Below are 18,207 nucleotides of genomic sequence, written 5' to 3' on the forward strand. Positions count from 1 at the left end.
CTGAAAAAATGAATTCCCTTACAAGTTGAGCAAACCAGCTGCCTCCATTTGGTCTGCCAACTGCAAAAGTAAATCCTCTCGTCCCTTGGCTGCTGTGAATTGAACGCCGATTGGCAGGCCTTGTGGGGTCTTATAAGTTGGCAAGCTGATAGCCGGTTGGCCGGTGATGTTTGCCTGCTGGGTAAAGGGTGTCCAGGCTAGACTATCTGCAAACATCTCCCAAATCAAGCTCTGCTGCTCTGCCATTGCCAACTCCTGCATGTGCAACAAGCGGTCCAGCATCTCTTGCGAGTGAGTGAACTGGTTTAGCTTGGGCGCTACATCTGCGACGGTCGGTGTCAGAAGGAGATCGTAGTGCTGGTGGAAGTCCGCCATGATGGCACTGTAGCGGTCCCAATCCTGTAAGACCTTAGAATAGAGTTTAGCTGGGATGGTCTGCCCGCTCTGGTAAATGGCCCAGGTCATGATCTCTATGTCATCAGGGGTCATGGGACGACCCAGCCCCGCTTCAATCTCGTCAAACATCTGAGCTGTTTCAACACTGTTCATCAGGTAATAGGCCTGCATGACTTCAAGGCCGTCTAAAATAGGACTTGCTAGCTCGGTAATCTGGTGCCCCAGTGCTTCTAACTGAGGCAGAAGGGACAAGACAGCTTGCTTGGCATCAGCGGAAACCGAACTGCCAATCGGCGATGCCAGACTGTAGGCAATTTTCAGAGGTTGATCTTGCGGTGCAAGGAGACTCTGCTCAGACAGGAGAGCCAGAGGAAAGGGAGCTTCCACCTGATAGGTCTGCAAGTGATAGAGGAGGCGTTTTGTATCGCGAACTGACTTAGTCAAGGCAAAGTTACTGGAAGCTCCCTGCCAGCCACGATAGGAATGTGGTCCGACCGGAATACGGCCCCGACTAGGCTTGAGCCCAATCAAACCATTGAAGGAGGCGGGAATACGGATAGAACCGCCACCATCTGAAGCTGCTGCTAAAGGTACCATACCAGAAGCAACTGCCGCTGCTGCACCACCACTGGACCCACCTGCATTTCGGCTCAAATCTAGCGGCAACTTGACTGGCCCATGTAGGCTGGAGTCAGATATGTTCTTAAAACCAAACTCTGGCGTATTGGTCCGGCCCAAGATGATGAAACCCATATCCTTGAAAGCCTGTACCAATTTATCAGTATGCCTCGCTCGGTAATTCTGGAATAGACGAGAGCCCGCTGTTGACAAGTGCCCTTCTTCATTTTGCCCCAAATCTTTCAACAAAAGAGGAACACCACCAAAGGGCTTATCTTGAAAGTCCCCTGTTTCTGCTTCTTGCAGGGCTTGCTCATATTGCTTGCTGACGACAGCATTGAGAGCAGGATTTTCCTCTTCTATTCGTTCAATAGCTTCCGCTACCAATTCTTTAGCAGAAACCTGACCTGTTCGAACAGCCAAGGCCATTTCCGTCGCATCTTTCCACATAGGCTTCTCCTTGTATTTTTTATTAGCTTATCATGAAAGTAAAAAATCAGCAAGCCGAGCTTACTGATTTTGAATATCTGTTCAAAACAAATTACAATTCATCAAAGGCATCTTTTACCTTGTCAAAAAATCCTTTTTTATGGGGCTTGACATCAATATTTCCAGCTGCCGCAAATTCTTTAAGAGCTGCTTTTTGGCGGTCATTCAAACCTGTCGGAGTGACGATATTTACCGTCACATATTGGTCACCGATGACTCCACCACGAACACTTGGTGCACCTTTTCCTTTGAGTCGGAAGGTCTTACCAGTCTGGGTACCTTCAGGAATGACCATATCCACATCACCGTGAACTGTTGGCACATGAACTGTATCTCCAAGTGCTGCTTGGACAAAGTTGAGGTTCAGTTTATAGTGAATAGTGGTTCCTTCACGTTCAAACTTGTCTGAAGGTTGGACCTGAATGACAACGTAGAGATCTCCGTAAGGACCTCCATTGAAACCAGCTTCACCTTGACCTGCCAAGCGAATACGTTGACCAGTTTCCACACCAGCTGGTACCTTAACCGTTACCGTATGGGCTTGTTTTTCATGACCAGTTCCATGACAGGTTGTACATGGATCTTTGATTTGTTTTCCGCGACCATGACAGACATCACAGGTCATTTGACGGCGCATGGTTCCAAGTGGAGTTTGGGTGTCCACATTGATCACTCCAGAACCATGACAACGCCCACAGGTTACTGGACTTGTTCCAGGTTTGGCACCTGAACCTGTACAGGTTCGACAAGTTGCCTCACGGTTATAGGAAACTTCACGTTCCACACCAAAAATCGCTTCTTCAAATTTCAAGTTGACTGCATACTGCAAGTCATCCCCTTGACGAGGTGCGTTAGGATTGCGCGTCGCACCACCTCCGCCAAAGAAGCTAGAGAAAATGTCTTCAAAGCCACCGAAACCCGCTCCGTCGAAACCACCAAAACCACCTGCTCCTCCGCCGAAGCCACCGTTTGCTCCAGCAGGACCATACTGGTCATAGGCAGATCGTTTTTGCGGATCGCTCAAGGTTTCATAAGCCTCTTGGACCTCCTTGTATTTATCCTCCGCACCCGGATCCTTGTTAATATCTGGATGGTATTTCTTCGAAAGCTTCCGATAAGCCTTCTTAATCTCGTCCTGAGAAGCGCTCTTAGAAACGCCCAGACGATCGTAAAATTCAGTATTGTTCATATAAGATACTAAGGGCGTTAAGCGGACACAGCCAAAATAGGAGTTTTGACGCAGGACGCCACCGTCCTAGGAAAAAACTATCTTTTTGGCACAGTCCGTAGCCCGTGTTCAGTTACGAACACATTCCTTTCTATCATGGTTTGGGAAAAGTGAAAACAGCTAACTGACGCAGTGTGTAAAACACACTAGGAGGTTGATCTTTTTCACTAGGTTTTTAGCCCGTGTTCAGTTACGAACACATTCCTTTCTATCATGGTTTGGGAAAAGTGAAAATAGGAAACTGACGCAATGTGTAAAATACACTAGGAAGTTTATCTTTTTCACTGGGTTTTTAGCCCGTGTTCGAATTACCGAACTTGTATTCCTTTCTTTGAAATGTTGAAAGTAGCCCGTGTTCGATTACGAACACTTTCCTTTCGATGAAGATATTAAGCCGTTAAGCGACTCAAAGAAAAATAAGGAGTGAAAGTGTCCGGTGGAACACTTTCAGCCCTGTCGCACAAAAATAATAAGCGACAGGTATTCCTCAAAAAGCCTATCCCCAGACTTCTTGACTTTTTCACAGAGTCGTAGGCGTATTCAATTCTGTAAAAGTTAGAAGGGTATTTACCCAAAAACAGAGGCTGGGTTGCAACCTCTGTGATTGGAAATTTTATTGACGAATGATTTTTATTCTCAGGAAGATGAGAACTGAGTTCGGGCTAAGAACTTCGGAAAAAATGATTTTCCGAACCCTAGATACTCAAAGAAATTCAAGACTAGGCTAGGCAACTGGACGAAGATTGAACTAGAGTTCATCGAGGAGAGTTAACAAAGCCTAGTGAAGAATTTCGAAGAGTATTACTTTTCAGTAAACTCGCCGTCTACCACATCATCGCCTGCGTTGTTAGCTGTTTGGGCACCTTCTTGACCAGCGGCTGCTTGTTGTGCTGCTGCGGCTTGTTCATAGAGTTTCACTGCAAGAGATTGAGCTTTTTCATTGAGGTTTTCAAGTTTCGCTTTCATGTCGTCCAAGTTGTTTGCTTCTTGAGCTGCTTTCAACTCATCAAGAGCTGCTTGAGCTTGGTCACGTTCTGCGTCGAAGCCTTTGCCTTCTGTTTCTTTAAGAGTTTTCTCAGTCGCAAAGATTGCTTGGTCCACATCATTACGAAGGTCCACTTCTTCCTTACGTTTCTTATCTGCTTCAGCGTTTGCTTCTGCATCTTTCATCATGCGGTCGATTTCTTCATCTGTCAAACCTGAGTTAGACTGGATAACGATTGTTTGCTCTTTTTGCGTACCAAGGTCTTTGGCTTTTACAGAAACGATACCGTTCTTGTCGATGTCGAATGTTACTTCGATTTGTGGAATACCACGAGGTGCTGCAGGGATATCTGTCAATTGGAAACGACCAAGTGTCTTGTTGTCCGCTGCCATTGGACGCTCACCTTGAAGCACGTGGATGTCAACAGCTGGCTGGTTGTCTGCAGCAGTTGAGAAGACTTGTGACTTAGAAGTTGGGATAGTTGTATTGCGGTCGATAAGTTTTGTAAATACGCCACCCATTGTTTCGATACCGAGTGACAATGGAGTTACGTCAAGGAGGACAACGTCTTTGACATCACCAGTGATGACACCACCTTGGATTGCCGCACCCATAGCAACAACTTCGTCAGGGTTTACAGATTTGTTTGGCTCTTTACCAGTTTCAGCTTTTACAGCTTCCACAACGGCTGGAATACGAGTTGAACCACCGACAAGGATGACTTCGTCAATTTCTGACAAGCTAAGTCCTGCATCTGAAAGAGCTTGACGAACAGGAACTTTTGTACGTTCTACAAGGTCGTAAGTCAATTCGTCAAATTTCGCACGTGTCAATGTCATTTCCAAGTGAAGCGGACCAGCTGCACCTGCAGTGATGAACGGCAAGCTGATTTGAGTTGATGTTACACCTGACAAGTCTTTTTTCGCTTTTTCAGCCGCATCTTTCAAACGTTGAAGGGCCATCTTGTCAGCTGACAAGTCGATGCCGTTTTCTTTCTTGAATTCTGCTACCATGTGGTCGATAATCTTTTGGTCAAAGTCGTCACCACCGAGCTTGTTATCGCCTGCTGTTGCAAGTACGTCAAAGACACCGTCACCAAGCTCAAGGATAGATACGTCGAAAGTACCACCACCAAGGTCGAATACCAAGATTTTCTCGTCTTTGTCAGTCTTGTCCAAACCGTAAGCAAGGGCTGCTGCAGTTGGCTCGTTGACAATACGTTCTACTTCAAGACCGGCGATTTTACCTGCGTCTTTTGTTGCTTGACGTTGAGCATCGTTGAAGTAAGCAGGAACAGTGATAACAGCTTTAGTTACTTTTTCACCAAGGTACTCTTCCGCATAACCTTTCAAGTATTGAAGAATCATAGCTGAGATTTCTTGTGGTGTGTATTCTTTACCGTTTGCTGAAACTTTTTCAGAAGTTCCCATTTTTGATTTGATAGAGATGATGGTATCTGGGTTGGTTACCGCTTGGCGTTTTGCCGCATCACCAACGATGATTTCACCATTTTTGAAAGATACAACAGACGGAGTTGTGCGGTTTCCTTCTGGGTTTGCGATGATTTTTGATTCAGTTCCTTCAAGAACTGCAACTGCTGAGTTTGTTGTACCTAAGTCAATACCGATAATTTTAGACATATGTTTTACCTCTTTTTAATTTACTTTCTTTTCAAGTAGTTTAACGACATTTCGGTCAGGTTGTTCGACGCATGAAGATATAGTCATCTTCAATGTTGTTTGATTCTTGAAAGCCTAACTTCTTCCAGAAATTTCTAGCTTCCAAATGTTCTTTATGAACTGGTAGGGAAATTTGGGCTAGACTGTACTCTGTTTTCAGATAGTCTATACAGACTTCAGTTGCTTTTCTGCCAAATCCCTTTCCTTGATACTTCTTATCAATTAAGAAATTGATGATTTCACCATTTCTGTCTTTGCAGTAAAGCGAAACGTAGCCTATCAATTCACCTTCATTGTAAATAGCTTTCGGATGTGAGAATGGTCGAAGGCTCCAAGCTTCTGCCAATGAAAACTCAACTGAATCGACATAGTCTTCTTTAGATAAGCCAGAATCCAGATGTAAGCAATCGTGAAAATTCTCATCACTGATTTCACGTAGCTCTATCATTTACTCCGACACCACCACCATAGCAGGTCTCAGCAAGCGTTCATGCAGCTTGTAGCCTTTTTGGAAGACTTGTGCGATGTGTTCTGCTGGGCAGTCGTCTGTGGCTGGAACTGTTTGAATAGCCATGTGAAGATTTGGGTCAAAGACATCTGTTGCGACTTCTTCCACCCCTTCTTCTTTGAGGGCTTGAATCAAGCTTTCTTGAACCATTTCCAAGCCTTTTTTGACATCTTCTGTCAAGCCTTCGACTTGAAGGGCACGTTCCAAGTTATCCAAACTTGGCAAGATTTTCTTGGCCAAGTCTTGCGAACGATAGCGTTGAATAGTTTGGCGTTCCTCATTGGCACGGCGTTGGATATTTTGCATTTCAGCGTGGGCACGGAGGTACTTGTTTTCAAATTCCTCTGCACGCTCATTTGCCAAATCCAATTCTGATTTTTCAGGCGTTTCCACAACTTCTTCTGTTGCTTCCACTTCCTCTAGGATTTCTTCATTTTTGATTTCTTCTGACAAAGCATTCTCCTTCTAATTTACCTCATAATGATTACTACTTAAGTATCGGTAGTAATCGGTTAATTTCATAAACAGGACACGGCTGATGATGTTAATCAAACTCATCTGCCTGCGGTAGTCCATGTCAACAGGACCAAGCAAACTCATCTGGGCCATGCCCCGATAGGGGATTGGAAAGCGATGATGAATGACTGTCACATCCGCTAGGGCAGGATCCCTATGTTCCGCCACAGAAATACTGGTCTGCTGGTCGGGAGCCAAGCCCTGCCGCAACTCGCTGGCAAGCACCTGCGGATTGTCCAGGAGTTGATAGGTGGCCAGACTTCCGTATGAGAGGGAAGCGACCTTACCGTTGATAAAAATCAACTCTTGGAAGAGATTGGCAAAGACATAGTCCATGAGATCCAAGACATTGTCCGTCGTGGCAAAGTAGCGTTGCACCACCTGCGGAATCTCCGTCCGTAGCTTGTAGTGAATGGACAAGACTGTCTGTCCAACGAAACGTTCATCCACCAGGCGTTTGAGCACTTCCAAGTCCCTGGTTAAAAAGTTCTTGGGAATAGCAAACTGGACGGTGACCGGTTTGGACTGGTCCAAGGTCAAGACTGCCAAGGCATCGTGGCTACTAAGCTGCACGATGTCAAAGGAAGTCAGCTGCTGACTAGTCGGCTCCACATCTAAGATGACCGAAGTGTAGCCTGTCAAATCTGCCAAGACCTGACTTGCCCGCTCCAAGATATCTTCCAGCTTGAAGGCTTCAAAGTCGAAGGCCTTGACCACCTGATAGACATCTTCTTCATTGATGTGTTCCAAGTTGAGCGAGTGATTGACAAAGTATTGAAAACCAGCCCGACTGGGCATCCGACCGCTTGAGGTGTGGGCCTTTTCCAGCAAGCCCAACTGCTCCAGCTTGGCCATATCATTACGAATGGTGGCAGAACTGGAAGCGATGACCTCCTGCAAGGCCTTAGAACCAACCGGCTCATGATACTGCGTAAACAATTCAACAATCAGATTCAAAATATCATTTTGACGTTGGGTAATCATCTCCGCTCCTCTCATGAACACTGTTTTAGTTACGCTCAATGAAAATCGACAGTAGCCTAGGAAGCGAAGCCGAATGTAGAACTGAGGTTCACAAAGGCAAGCTGACAACGGATAGTGTTGATTTTTGAAGAGCGTTAGCACTCACACCTATAGAGTGCTAATCACTTATACTCCCATTATACGCCGAAAAATTGGATTGTCAAGAGAAAAAGACAAAAAATTAGCACTCTTTTGCTTAGAGTGCTAAAAATCAGTCTGAGGACCGAGAGCATTTTTCCTTCAATCAAAAAATCAGAGAAAACTCCCTGATTTGAATCTTATTTCCCTTGGGCAAGCAATTCCGCTCCACGTTTGCGGTAGGACAAATCCCCGACTGCTTCAATGGTAAATTGACCATTTTCATACTTGAGAACGGTGATAGAGCCGTTATCCAAGAAGAGATTGGTTGGACTTTCTGGCTGGAGCAAGTTGACCAGCGTTGCAATGGTCATGCCGTGGCTGACCACCAGAGCATTGCCTCCGCCCTGCTTTTCCAAGTCCTGAGCTATGGATTCAAAGCCTGTCAAAATGCGGTCACGCAAGACTTCCCACGGCTCTGACCAACCAGCCGTGTCAGCCTCTTGGATACCATGAGCAATCTCTTCATAGCTCATCCCAACCACATCAATGGTCCCCTTCAAGCGTGGCAAGACACCTTGGAAGAGGTCTGCGTCATACATACCTTCAAAACTACCGAAACACCACTCGCGGATGCGTTTGTCCTGATAATAAGGAATTTTTCCCAAAATTCCCAACTCACGCTGGGCAATGGTGATGGTCTGAACAGTCCGACCCAAGTCACTGGATACGGCAACCTTGAAATCCAGCCCAGCATCTTTCAAGCCCAAGCCGAGCTCACGAATCCCTTCCTCACCGACCTCGGTCAAGGGCGTATCGCACCAGCCCTGCACACGACCAATAGTATTGAACATGGTTTTTCCATGACGGGAAATATACAATCGAGTTTCTGTCATTCCACTTCTCCTTGTCTCTTTTCTATTATTATAGCAAAAAACCGACTGCTTGTCGCAATCGGTTTCAATTTAGTTCTTAAAACTATGAATCGGTGCTGGAATTTGTCCGCCACGGTTGATAAAGTCCACAGACGAAGCCTGATTGACCTTCATAACGGGAGCTGTTCCCAGAAGCCCGCCGAATTCAATCATGTCCCCTTCTTTTCCAAGCGGAATAATACGAACCGCAGTTGTTTTCTGGTTGATAACTCCAATCGCTGCCTCATCCGCAATCATAGCCGCAATGGTTTCAGCAGGCGTTGTTTCTGGAATAGCAATCATGTCCAAACCAACTGAACAGATAGCCGTCATAGCTTCCAATTTTTCAAGGTTGAGGGAGCCATTTTGCACCGCCGCAATCATGCCCTCGTCCTCAGATACAGGGATAAAGGCACCTGACAAGCCACCAACTTGGTTGCAGGCCATGACCCCACCCTTTTTGACTGCGTCATTGAGCAAAGCAAGGGCAGCGGTCGTTCCGTGCGTACCTACGGTTTCTAAACCCATTTCCTCCAAAACCCGTGCCACTGAGTCACCAACGGCTGGGGTTGGAGCAAGGGACAGATCCACGATCCCGAACTTGACACCCAGGCGTTCACTGGCCATATTGCCGACCAACTGACCGATACGGGTAATCTTGAAGGCCGTCTTCTTGACGGTTTCTGCCACCACATCAAAGCTCTCGCCACGCACTTTTTCAAGGGCACGCTTGACCACACCAGGCCCAGACACGCCGACGTTGATGACCACATCCGCCTCGCCGACACCATGGAAGGCACCCGCCATGAAAGGATTGTCCTCGACCGCATTGGCAAAGACCACCAGCTTGGCCGCCCCCAGATCAGATGCCTCCGCCGTCTCCTTGATGATCCGCCCCATATCCCGCACAGCTGTCATGTTGATACCCGTCTTGGTCGATCCGATGTTGACCGACGAGCAGACCTTAGAGGTTTGGGCCAATGCCTGCGGAATGGAGTTGATGAGGATTTCATCCCCTTTTTGGTAGCCCTTTTGAACGAGAGCTGAAAACCCTCCAATAAAATCAATGCCGATCTCATGAGCCGCCTTGTCCAAGGCATGAGCCAAGGGAAGATAATCCGTGGCATCTGTCGCCGCACCAATCAAAGTAATAGGCGTTACTGATACGCGTTTGTTGACAATGGGAATGCCCAATTCTGCCGCAATCTCATCGCCGACCGCTACCAAGTTCTTGGCCTTGGTGACAATCTTGGTATACACTTTCTCAGCAGCTTTCTCAATATCCGCATCAATACAGTCCAAGAGGGAAATTCCCATGGTAATGGTCCGGATATCGAAGTGCTGCTCCTCAATCATTTCAATGGTTTCTCTAACCTGTCTAATATCCATGAAATCTCTCCTTACAAGTTGTGCATAGCATCAAAAATCGCCGCACTTTGAATGTTGATTTTCACATTCAAAGCCTGACCATAGGCTTCTAGTTCTGCACGAAGCTTGGTGAAATCTTTCTTCTCATCTGACGATACCACCGCCATCATGGTAAAATACTCATCCAAAACAGTCTGAGAAATATCATCAATATTCAAACCCAATTCCGCAATCTTAGTCGCAACACCTGCAACGATTCCTGACTTGTCCTTACCGACAACTGTAACAATAGCTTTCATCTGAACACCTCTTCTAAATTTTCATTTATTTTATCATAAATATGCAGAAAAAGGTAAAAATCTTTTGATTTCTACCTGTATCGTACGTGTTTATAACTCCAACTGTTTCTTCTATTCGGCTACGGCTAGAGTTGCCTAATTTTTAAGTTGCAAACTTTCTATTTCTACCAGTCTGTGATACACTAGTGTCATCGAATTCTATTATTTGTTGGTGGCGACAAGCTACCAACCTTTCTTTTGTTCAGAAAGGACACTTATGAAGATTATCAAGCAATTGTGGTGGTTCTTTTCCCTTGAGAAAAAGGCCTATCTGATTGGGATTTTATCACTCTGTTTGGTCAGTCTCCTCAATCTCCTTCCCGCTTCTATCATGGGACAGTTGATTGACCAGATTGCCAGCGGACAGTTGACTAAGCATCGCTTACTACTCGGGGTAGCCGGGCTCATCTTGTCAGCCTTGGCCATGTACGGCCTCCGCTATCTTTGGCGAATGAACATCCTGGCAACATCTTATCGTCTAGGAAAAATCATGAGGGATCGGCTGTTTGACCACTTTATGCACCTATCTCCATCCTTTTTTCAGCAACATCGAACTGGGGATTTAATGGCCCATGCAACCAATGATATCAATGCCCTGACCCGACTAGCAGGTGGTGGCGTCATGTCCTTTGTCGATGCCACTGTCACTGCTTTGGTCACACTGGTCACCATGAGTTTGAGTATTTCCTGGCAGATGACCTTGGTGGCAATCTTGCCCCTGCCCTTCATGACGCTCACCACTAATTTTTTAGGCCGTCGCACTCATGAAAATTTCAAGGCTTCACAGGCAGCCTTTTCAGAGCTTAACAACAAGGTACAGGAAGCTGTTTCTGGTATTAAGGTCACCAAATCCTTTGGCTACCAAGAACAAGAAACGGCGGCTTTTCAGGAAATCAACCAAGCAGCCTTCTTGCAGAATATCAAAACCATGCGTTACGACGCCCTGTTCAACCCTGCCGTCCTCTTTTTTATTGGCCTGTCCTACCTGCTGACCCTTCTGGTCGGCTCTCACTTCATCTCGCAAGGTCAGGTCAGTCTGGGCCAACTAGTAACTTTCATGACCTACTTAGATCTCCTAGTCTGGCCGCTCATGGCCATCGGTTTCTTGGTCAATATTAGCCAGCGTGGTGATGTATCTTACAATCGGATTCAGACCCTTCTCAGCATTTCCTCAGAGGTCATTGAAACAGACCAACCGCTGCCTGCACCGAGCAATGGAGAGATTGTCTATGAGATTTCCGAATTTGCCTATGACAACCTGCCAGTCCTCCAAGACATCCAGTTTCACATCGAAAAAGGCCAGACAATTGGCCTTGTGGGGCCAACAGGCTCTGGGAAGACCAGCCTGCTCAAGCTCCTGATGCGAGAATACGATGTGACAAATGGACAGATTTTGCTCAATCAAGAAAATATCAAGAACTACAAGCTAGCTGACCTGCGACGATTAATCGGCTATGTACCCCAGGACCAGTTCCTCTTTGCGACCAGCGTTACTGAAAACATCCGCTTCGGCAATCCCGATTTATCTCTAAATCAGGTAGAAGAGGCCGCTCGGGCTGTCCATGTCTATGAGGATATTCAGGATATGCCCGACCGCTTTGATACCATGGTTGGTGAGAAGGGGATTTCCCTTTCTGGCGGACAAAAGCAACGGTTGGCTATGGCCCGTGCTATGATTCTCGATCCAGATATCCTGCTCTTGGATGACTCGCTCTCAGCAGTGGATGCTAAAACAGAACACGCTATTCTCGAAACCATCAAGCAAGAACGCCTTGATAAGACCACCATTATCACCGCCCATCGCCTGTCAGCTATTGTCCATGCCGATTTGATTCTGGTCCTTGAAGATGGGAAAATCGTAGAACGAGGTCGTCACCAAGAATTACTAGATGAAAAAGGCTGGTATTACGATACCTATATGATGCAGCAATTAGAAAAGGAGGAAAGTGATGCTCTCTAAAAACAAGCAAGCTAGTGTTTTTTTGCGACTCTTGTCTTATCTCAAAGCCTATCGACTGCTGACAGTCCTTGCCCTCAGCTTTTTGCTGCTGACGACTGTTGTTCGCAGTTTGATTCCCCTTCTGGCTTCCTATTTTATCGACCACTACATTTCTTCTATTTCTGAGACTGCTGTGGCTATTCTAGCAGCCTACTTCGCCCTCTATCTGCTCCAAATGGTGCTTCAATATTTTGGAAACCTCTGGTTTGCTAAAGTTTCTTACAGTATTGTCAGAGATATTCGCCGGGATGCCTTTGGGAGAATGGAAAAGCTGGGAATGGCTTACTTTGACCAGACTCCTAGTGGTTCCATTGTCTCGCGAATCACCAATGATACAGAGAGCATTTCAGAGATGTTTTCAGGGATTTTATCCAGTTTTATCTCAGCTCTCTTTATTATCATCACGACTCTTTCGACCATGTTTGCTCTGGATTGGAAATTGACCAGTCTAATCGTTCTCTTTCTGCCCGTGATTTTCTTATTGGTTGATCAATACCGGAAGCGGTCTGCTCCCATTGTGGCTAAGACCAGGAGCCTGCTGAGTTCTATCAACAGCAAACTGGCTGAAAGTATTGAGGGCATTCGGACTATCCAGGCTTTTTCTCAGGAGGACCGCTTAAAAGCAGAGTTTGAGGCTATCAACCAGGAACATCTGGATTATGCCAGTCGTTCCATGGCCTTGGACAGTCTCTTTCTCCGCCCTGCCCTGTCACTTGTCAAGATTTTAGCCTATGCCCTGCTCATGACCTACTTTGGTTTGGATTGGTCACAGGCTGGAATTTCTGCTGGTCTTATTTACGCTTTTATCCAGTATGTCAATCGTCTTTTCGATCCCTTGCTGGATGTCACGCAGCATTTTTCCACCCTCCAAACCTCTATGGTATCTGCCGGACGGGTCTTTACGCTCATGGACCAGACCATCGAGGAGCCGCTACAGCTTGACCGAGGGACCAAGATTGACAAGGGGCATATTGTCTTTGAGGATGTTTGCTTTTCCTATGACGGCAAGCGGCAAATTCTGGATAAGGTTTCCTTTGAAGTGAGACAGGGCCAGACCATCGCCTTTGTGGGGGCTACAGGGTCAGGCAAGTCTTCTATCATCAATGTCTTTATGCGTTTCTATGAGTTCCAATCTGGACGGATTTTGATTGACGGTCAGGATATTCGTAGCTTTTCGCAAGAAGAATTGCGGTCCGCAATTGGCCTTGTCCTGCAAGAGCCCTTCCTCTTTCACGGAACCATTGCGTCCAATATCCAGATGTATCAGGATATTTCCCGAGAGGAGATTGAGGAAGCGGCGCGATTTGTGGATGCTGCTCCTTTTATTGAGAAACTTCCTGAGAAATACGACCACCTGGTCACCGAGCGGGGTACCGCCTTTTCGACAGGTCAACGGCAACTGCTGGCCTTTGCACGCACCATGGCCAGCAAACCCAAGATTCTCATTTTAGATGAGGCAACTGCCAATATCGATTCGGAAACGGAGCAAACAGTCCAGACCTCTCTTGAAAAAATGCGAAAAGGGCGGACAACCATCGCGATCGCCCACCGTTTATCAACTATTCAAGATGCCGACTGTATCTATGTCTTGGATAAGGGAAAGATCATCGAGTCAGGCAATCACGAAGAACTTCTAGCCCTCAAGGGTCACTACCACCGCATGTACCAATTACAAGCAGGGCAGTTGGCAGCGACCTAGTAACCACACCGCAACAAAAGCCAAGTTCACAAAGAACTTGGCTTTTTTTTATTTTTCTACATTGTTGAGAACTGAAGACATCAATCTATCTCTCTCTCTTTAACTCACATTCGCTGACCGACGGGCATAGGCTTTCCAGTCAATCCCACGCGCTTCGCACCAGTTTTGTACATTTGGAGCCAAAACCAAATCTTTCTTGCGAAGGTCTGCAATATTCTTAGCCCCCAACATGGTCATGATTTCAGCCATCTGCCATTGATAAGTCTTAATAGCCTGCAAGCCGTCGTCAAAACGATGCCCCTTACCATCCTTGACATACTGGAGGAAATGGTTGGACATACCAACAAGGTCTGCACCCAAAGCCAATGATTTAACAATATCTAGTGGCGTCTTAATACCACCAGATGCAATCAGGCTTGGGCGAACTTCTTCAGAAACAGACATGGCTTCTACCAAGGAAGTCACGGTAGACTGCCCCCAACCTTCTAAATAGGCATAATCATTGAAGGTCCGACGGGCATTTTCAATCTTGGCGAAGTCTGTTCCCCCAGTACCAGACACATCAATGGTCTTGACACCGACAGAAGCCAGCTGGGCAACCGTTTCTCGGCTCATGCCAAAACCAACTTCCTTGACGATGACAGGTACTTCCATCTCCCGCACCAGGGTTTCAATATTCTTCAACCACATCGTAAAGTCACGATCTCCCTCAGGCATGACAATCTCCTGAGGGGCATTGACATGGATCTGAATGGCATTGGCCTCCAACAAATCCACCGCCCGCTTGGCATTCTCAACACTGTGATGGGCACCTAGGTTGGCAAAGATAATCCCGTAAGGATTTTCCCGACGCATCACGGAGAAGGTTTCCGCAACAGACGGATCCTTAATCGCCGCACTGACCGAACCAGAAGCCAGAGCAATCTTCCCAAAATGCCCCATAATTCCCAACAGACGGTTGATTTCGCGGGTCTTCTTACTTCCACCGGTCATGGCATTGATGAAGAAAGGAAAGGCAAAGTCCAAACCAGCTACGCTGGTCGAAATATCCACTTCATCCACCTTGGTTTGAGGCAGGGAATGATGGACAAACAAGGTCTCCGTAAAGTCCTTGGCCGGTGTGGCACTATATTGCTGGTTGGCCAAGCCAACGTGTTGATCCTTGCGGTCTAAACCAAATTCTCCTAGATAAAACATAGGGTTCTCCTTATTCTCTACTTGTGATCTTTAGTTGGAGTGGAAGAATGCCGGCTTGTTGCCAAGCCGTCTCAATCGCTACTTTTTGTTCCTTACTGTCAACCAGGCAAATGCCACAGTCACCACCACCTGCACCAGATGATTTAGCCACCGCCCCATACGTCTGAGCCAGGTCACAGAGTTGACTCAGCTGAGGCGTTTCAATAACCAAACCCATTCCTCTCGCAAAATCCTGTAAGAGCTTGCGGTTTTGAGTAATAGCCTGTCTAGCTGATACCAAGTCATTTGTCTGACAGGCTACTATCAACTGCTCTACACAGGTCTTAGAGTCGGCTAGAAACCGGCTATGAATTTGCTCTTTTTCAGCCTGACTTTTTTGGCTTTCCATCTGGGAAACTAGACTATCCGTCGAAGCCGCCGACCCTGTCCATCCCACCAAGAGGTCTAAACCTTGGGGTAACTGGATAGGGCTGATGGACAAACCTTGCCAATCACTTTCCACCAAATCCAGCAGAGACAGCTCTGCCATTTTCCCTAAAAGCCAAGAACGGTCCAAAGAATGATAGGCGATCAAGCCACCAAAACTGGAAGCCGCCAAATCTCCGAAGGAACCTGTCATGCCTAGCTTGGTCTGGACCAAGGCTGCCAGCTTGTAGGTCAGGAGGGCATCTGGTCGGTGACCGTAGTAGGTCAACAGGGCCTTGACCGTCGCAACCGTTACTGCCCCTGACGACCCCAGACCATACTTGGCACCTGAAGTCTGGTCATCCAGGTCAGACTGGACCGCTAGACTGTAAGTTCCATGACAAGCATAGCCCTTGGCTGTCAGATAGGCTTCTGTCACCTGCATGGCTGTCTCAATCAGAACATAGGGATGGTTACCTTGAATACGAACGGCACCTTCCTTACGCTCCCAGGTCAGATAAAGGTCCGCCTTTTGGCTGGAATGAAGAAGGCCTCGGTCACTTGTTTCAATGGTGACGGTCAGGTACTGGTCAACTGCCGCAATCACTGCGGGATAGCCTGCCTCGACAACTGCGTATTCCCCTGCTAGAAAGAGTTTTCCAGGTATCTTTACTTGTACTTTCATGCTACAAGCCCTTTTCAAACGCTGCTTGTGAGGTCTGCCACTCGTCTTCACTGAGGACGTAGGCAGCAGGACCAGGCTTGCTGGTGATGATTTTCTCTCTTGGGAAGACTTTGGCCAATTCAGCTACTAGCTCATCCATTTGACTTGCTCGGCAGAGGACCTTGACATTTGGTCCCGCATCCATGGTCATGTAGGCTGATAAGCCAGTCGCTTCACGAACCTGACGGACTGCCTCTTGAGCCACTAGGCTATCGGCTGACCAATAGGTAAAGGGTGGATTGGCAGAGAGTGTTGTTGCATGCATTTTCATGCCATTGTGCTCTGTAATCTGACCAAGTTTTTCAAAATCACGGCTGGCAATAGCTGCCTTGATGTCCACCAAGTCTTGCTTAGCGGTTTCTACCCAGGCTGAGTAAAATGGCGAGGTGGCAACCGTATGGTCCATTCCCTCTCGACTGGCAATCTTTTTCGGTCCAGTATTGACGGCTAAGACAATCATGGTAATATCCCAATCGGCATTGTCAATGGGATGGGCCATAGAATCTTCCGAACCAGTTCCCATATCCCACTCAACAAATCCACCAAATAGGCTACGGGTGCTAGAGCCAGAACCCCTGCGAGCAAGGGTTGATAGGGTAGCTGGTGACAAATCTAAATCCAAAGCAGTTGCGGTTGCAAGTGCAAGTGCTGCGAAAGCTGATGCTGAGCTTGCCAAACCAGCTGCAGTCGGAACAAAATTTAGACTTTCCACTCGGGCAAATGCCCTTTCACCTATATATTCGCAAAACAAATCCAAAAATCGAGAAATTTTTAAAATTTCTTTTTCTTTTTGTAACATTCCGTTGAGATAGAACTCATCAGCAGTTAATTCTGGGTCAAAAACGACCTTGGTATCCGTATAAAATGCGTCAAGGGTCAGGGATAAACTGGAATTCATAGGTAGGAATAATTCCTTATCTCGTTTTCCCCAGTATTTAATCAAGGCAATATTGGTATGGGCACGGGCAATGCCTGTTTGTTTAGTCATTGGTTTCTCCTAAGTACTGTATCCAGGTTTGGCGGGCGCCTGCTTGGTCAAGGATGTGTGCAAGTTTTTGGGCATCCTGAGCTGTTCTTGCCAGGGCAATCATGCAGCCTCCTCGGCCGCCACCAGTTAATTTGGCTCCGAGGGCTCCATTTTCTTGGGCAAGGCTGACGAGTTTATCTAGGCTAGGATCAGACACGCCTAATTTTTGCAGGAGGACATGGGCTTGGTTCATTCTGCTGCCTAGAAGCTCTGCTTGGTCTGTGGCTAAATCTTCCTTGGCCTGTCGGGTCAAGGTACCCAGTTCTTCTACTAGCTTGATAGCCTCTGGCTTTTTCTCCAACAAATCCGCCACGTCTGAAATGGCTTCTAAGGTGTTTCCCGTCACACCTGTGTCAGCCACTACCAAATGGGCATGGAGTTTCAGCTCAAAAGGTTCGATGGGCTGGTGCTTGATAAAGAAGACGGGGGACTTGCCGCTGGTGGTCGCCGCATCTATGCCTGATGGATTGCCGTGGGCAATTTTTTCCGAAGACTGGACGATGTCCCAGAGTTCGCTGTCGGTCAGTTCTTTTTTATAGTAGGCAAAGAGGGCGCGTGCTACTGCAACTGCCACCGCAGCACTAGACCCCATGCCTCGTTCGGCAGGAATGGTGGAACTAATCTCAATATGAATAGCTGGGTCTGTCGGCGCTCCGATACGATAGAGCGAGAAACGGATGGCATGCTTGAGGCTTTCCCAGATTTTTGGCATCTTGTGAACCAACCCTTCGTAAAAGTCACAAGCAACAGTCAGCGCTTCCCCTTGAGCAGTTACCTGAGCAATAATTTCAACAGCAGAAAAAGGCATAGCAATTGCTGGTTGCCCATAGACCACCGCATGCTCTCCCATCAAAATGATTTTTCCATTTGCTTTTCCTACTACCGACATACTTTACTCCTTATACAATCACTACTATTATACCACTTTTACATAAGAATAGAACAAGTCATAACCACCCGTGAAAACGGGTGGCTTGTACACCGGCTATAAGCCGTTTCTCTCCAGCGACGTCTAA

Annotated in this window: 15 protein-coding genes; 2 read left to right on the forward strand and 13 right to left on the reverse strand. The window is 46.9% G+C overall.

The genetic code is table 11. From position 1 onward, the window contains the following. Positions 1-18: 18 nt before the first annotated feature. The 9 genes from SST111_RS05140 to SST111_RS05180 all read right to left on the reverse strand — a co-directional run bounded on the left by SST111_RS05140 (position 19) and on the right by SST111_RS05180 (position 10,101). The gene (locus tag SST111_RS05140) at positions 19-1,464 is read right to left on the reverse strand and encodes an amidase (protein WP_099810255.1); all 1,446 of its coding nucleotides are present in this window, start codon (positions 1,462-1,464) and stop codon (positions 19-21) included. 91 nt (positions 1,465-1,555) lie between these two features. Beyond that, positions 1,556-2,692, reverse strand: a complete 1,137-nt coding sequence (gene dnaJ / locus SST111_RS05145) for a molecular chaperone DnaJ (protein ID WP_099810256.1) — start codon at positions 2,690-2,692, stop codon at positions 1,556-1,558. Between the two features lie 840 nt (positions 2,693-3,532). After that, entirely contained in the window at positions 3,533-5,356 is a 1,824-nt protein-coding gene (gene dnaK / locus SST111_RS05150) for a molecular chaperone DnaK (RefSeq protein WP_099810257.1), read from the reverse strand. 55 nt (positions 5,357-5,411) lie between these two features. After that, the gene (locus SST111_RS05155; protein WP_099810258.1) at positions 5,412-5,843 is read right to left on the reverse strand and encodes a GNAT family N-acetyltransferase; all 432 of its coding nucleotides are present in this window, start codon (positions 5,841-5,843) and stop codon (positions 5,412-5,414) included. Beyond that, positions 5,844-6,356: a nucleotide exchange factor GrpE gene (gene grpE, locus SST111_RS05160; RefSeq protein WP_099810259.1), complete on the reverse strand. Its 513-nt coding sequence runs from the start codon at positions 6,354-6,356 to the stop codon at positions 5,844-5,846. Positions 6,357-6,368: 12 nt separating this feature from the next. Next, on the reverse strand, positions 6,369-7,403 hold the full coding sequence (gene hrcA, locus SST111_RS05165) for a heat-inducible transcriptional repressor HrcA (protein ID WP_099810260.1): 1,035 nt from the start codon (positions 7,401-7,403) through the stop codon (positions 6,369-6,371). Between the two features lie 317 nt (positions 7,404-7,720). Beyond that, the gene (locus tag SST111_RS05170; protein ID WP_099810261.1) at positions 7,721-8,416 is read right to left on the reverse strand and encodes a histidine phosphatase family protein; all 696 of its coding nucleotides are present in this window, start codon (positions 8,414-8,416) and stop codon (positions 7,721-7,723) included. Positions 8,417-8,485: 69 nt separating this feature from the next. Next, positions 8,486-9,823: a PFL family protein gene (locus SST111_RS05175; protein WP_099810262.1), complete on the reverse strand. Its 1,338-nt coding sequence runs from the start codon at positions 9,821-9,823 to the stop codon at positions 8,486-8,488. 11 nt (positions 9,824-9,834) lie between these two features. Further along, positions 9,835-10,101 (reverse strand): ACT domain-containing protein, encoded by a 267-nt coding sequence (locus SST111_RS05180; protein WP_011921874.1) that lies wholly within the window; start codon positions 10,099-10,101, stop codon positions 9,835-9,837. A gap of 256 nt (positions 10,102-10,357) precedes the next feature. On the opposite strand from SST111_RS05180, the gene SST111_RS05185 reads away from it, so the two are divergent. Together SST111_RS05185 and SST111_RS05190 are read left to right on the forward strand one after the other, a co-directional pair. Further along, entirely contained in the window at positions 10,358-12,100 is a 1,743-nt protein-coding gene (locus SST111_RS05185) for an ABC transporter ATP-binding protein (protein WP_099810263.1), read from the forward strand. Next, a complete protein-coding gene (locus tag SST111_RS05190; RefSeq protein ID WP_099810264.1) occupies positions 12,090-13,838 on the forward strand; it encodes an ABC transporter ATP-binding protein in 1,749 nt (582 codons plus the stop codon). The genes SST111_RS05185 and SST111_RS05190 overlap by 11 nt, the downstream gene beginning before the upstream one ends. A gap of 99 nt (positions 13,839-13,937) precedes the next feature. Here the strand turns inward: SST111_RS05190 and fni are convergent, their stop codons facing one another. The 4 genes from fni to mvk are packed head-to-tail and all read right to left on the reverse strand — an operon-like array spanning position 13,938 to position 18,080. Next, positions 13,938-15,035 carry a type 2 isopentenyl-diphosphate Delta-isomerase gene (gene fni, locus SST111_RS05195; RefSeq protein WP_099810265.1) on the reverse strand — a complete coding sequence of 366 codons (1,098 nt, stop codon included), beginning with the start codon at positions 15,033-15,035 and terminating at the stop codon, positions 13,938-13,940. Between the two features lie 10 nt (positions 15,036-15,045). Continuing rightward, positions 15,046-16,125 carry a phosphomevalonate kinase gene (locus tag SST111_RS05200; protein WP_099810266.1) on the reverse strand — a complete coding sequence of 360 codons (1,080 nt, stop codon included), beginning with the start codon at positions 16,123-16,125 and terminating at the stop codon, positions 15,046-15,048. Position 16,126: 1 nt separating this feature from the next. Next, a complete protein-coding gene (gene mvaD / locus SST111_RS05205) occupies positions 16,127-17,152 on the reverse strand; it encodes a diphosphomevalonate decarboxylase (protein ID WP_099810267.1) in 1,026 nt (341 codons plus the stop codon). Then, on the reverse strand, positions 17,145-18,080 hold the full coding sequence (mvk, locus tag SST111_RS05210; RefSeq protein ID WP_099810268.1) for a mevalonate kinase: 936 nt from the start codon (positions 18,078-18,080) through the stop codon (positions 17,145-17,147). Before mvk ends, mvaD begins: the two co-directional genes overlap by 8 nt. Between the last annotated feature and the right edge of the window lie 127 nt (positions 18,081-18,207).

Source organism: Streptococcus suis YS161 (genome assembly GCF_002760245.1).
Taxonomy (GTDB): domain Bacteria; phylum Bacillota; class Bacilli; order Lactobacillales; family Streptococcaceae; genus Streptococcus; species Streptococcus suis_I.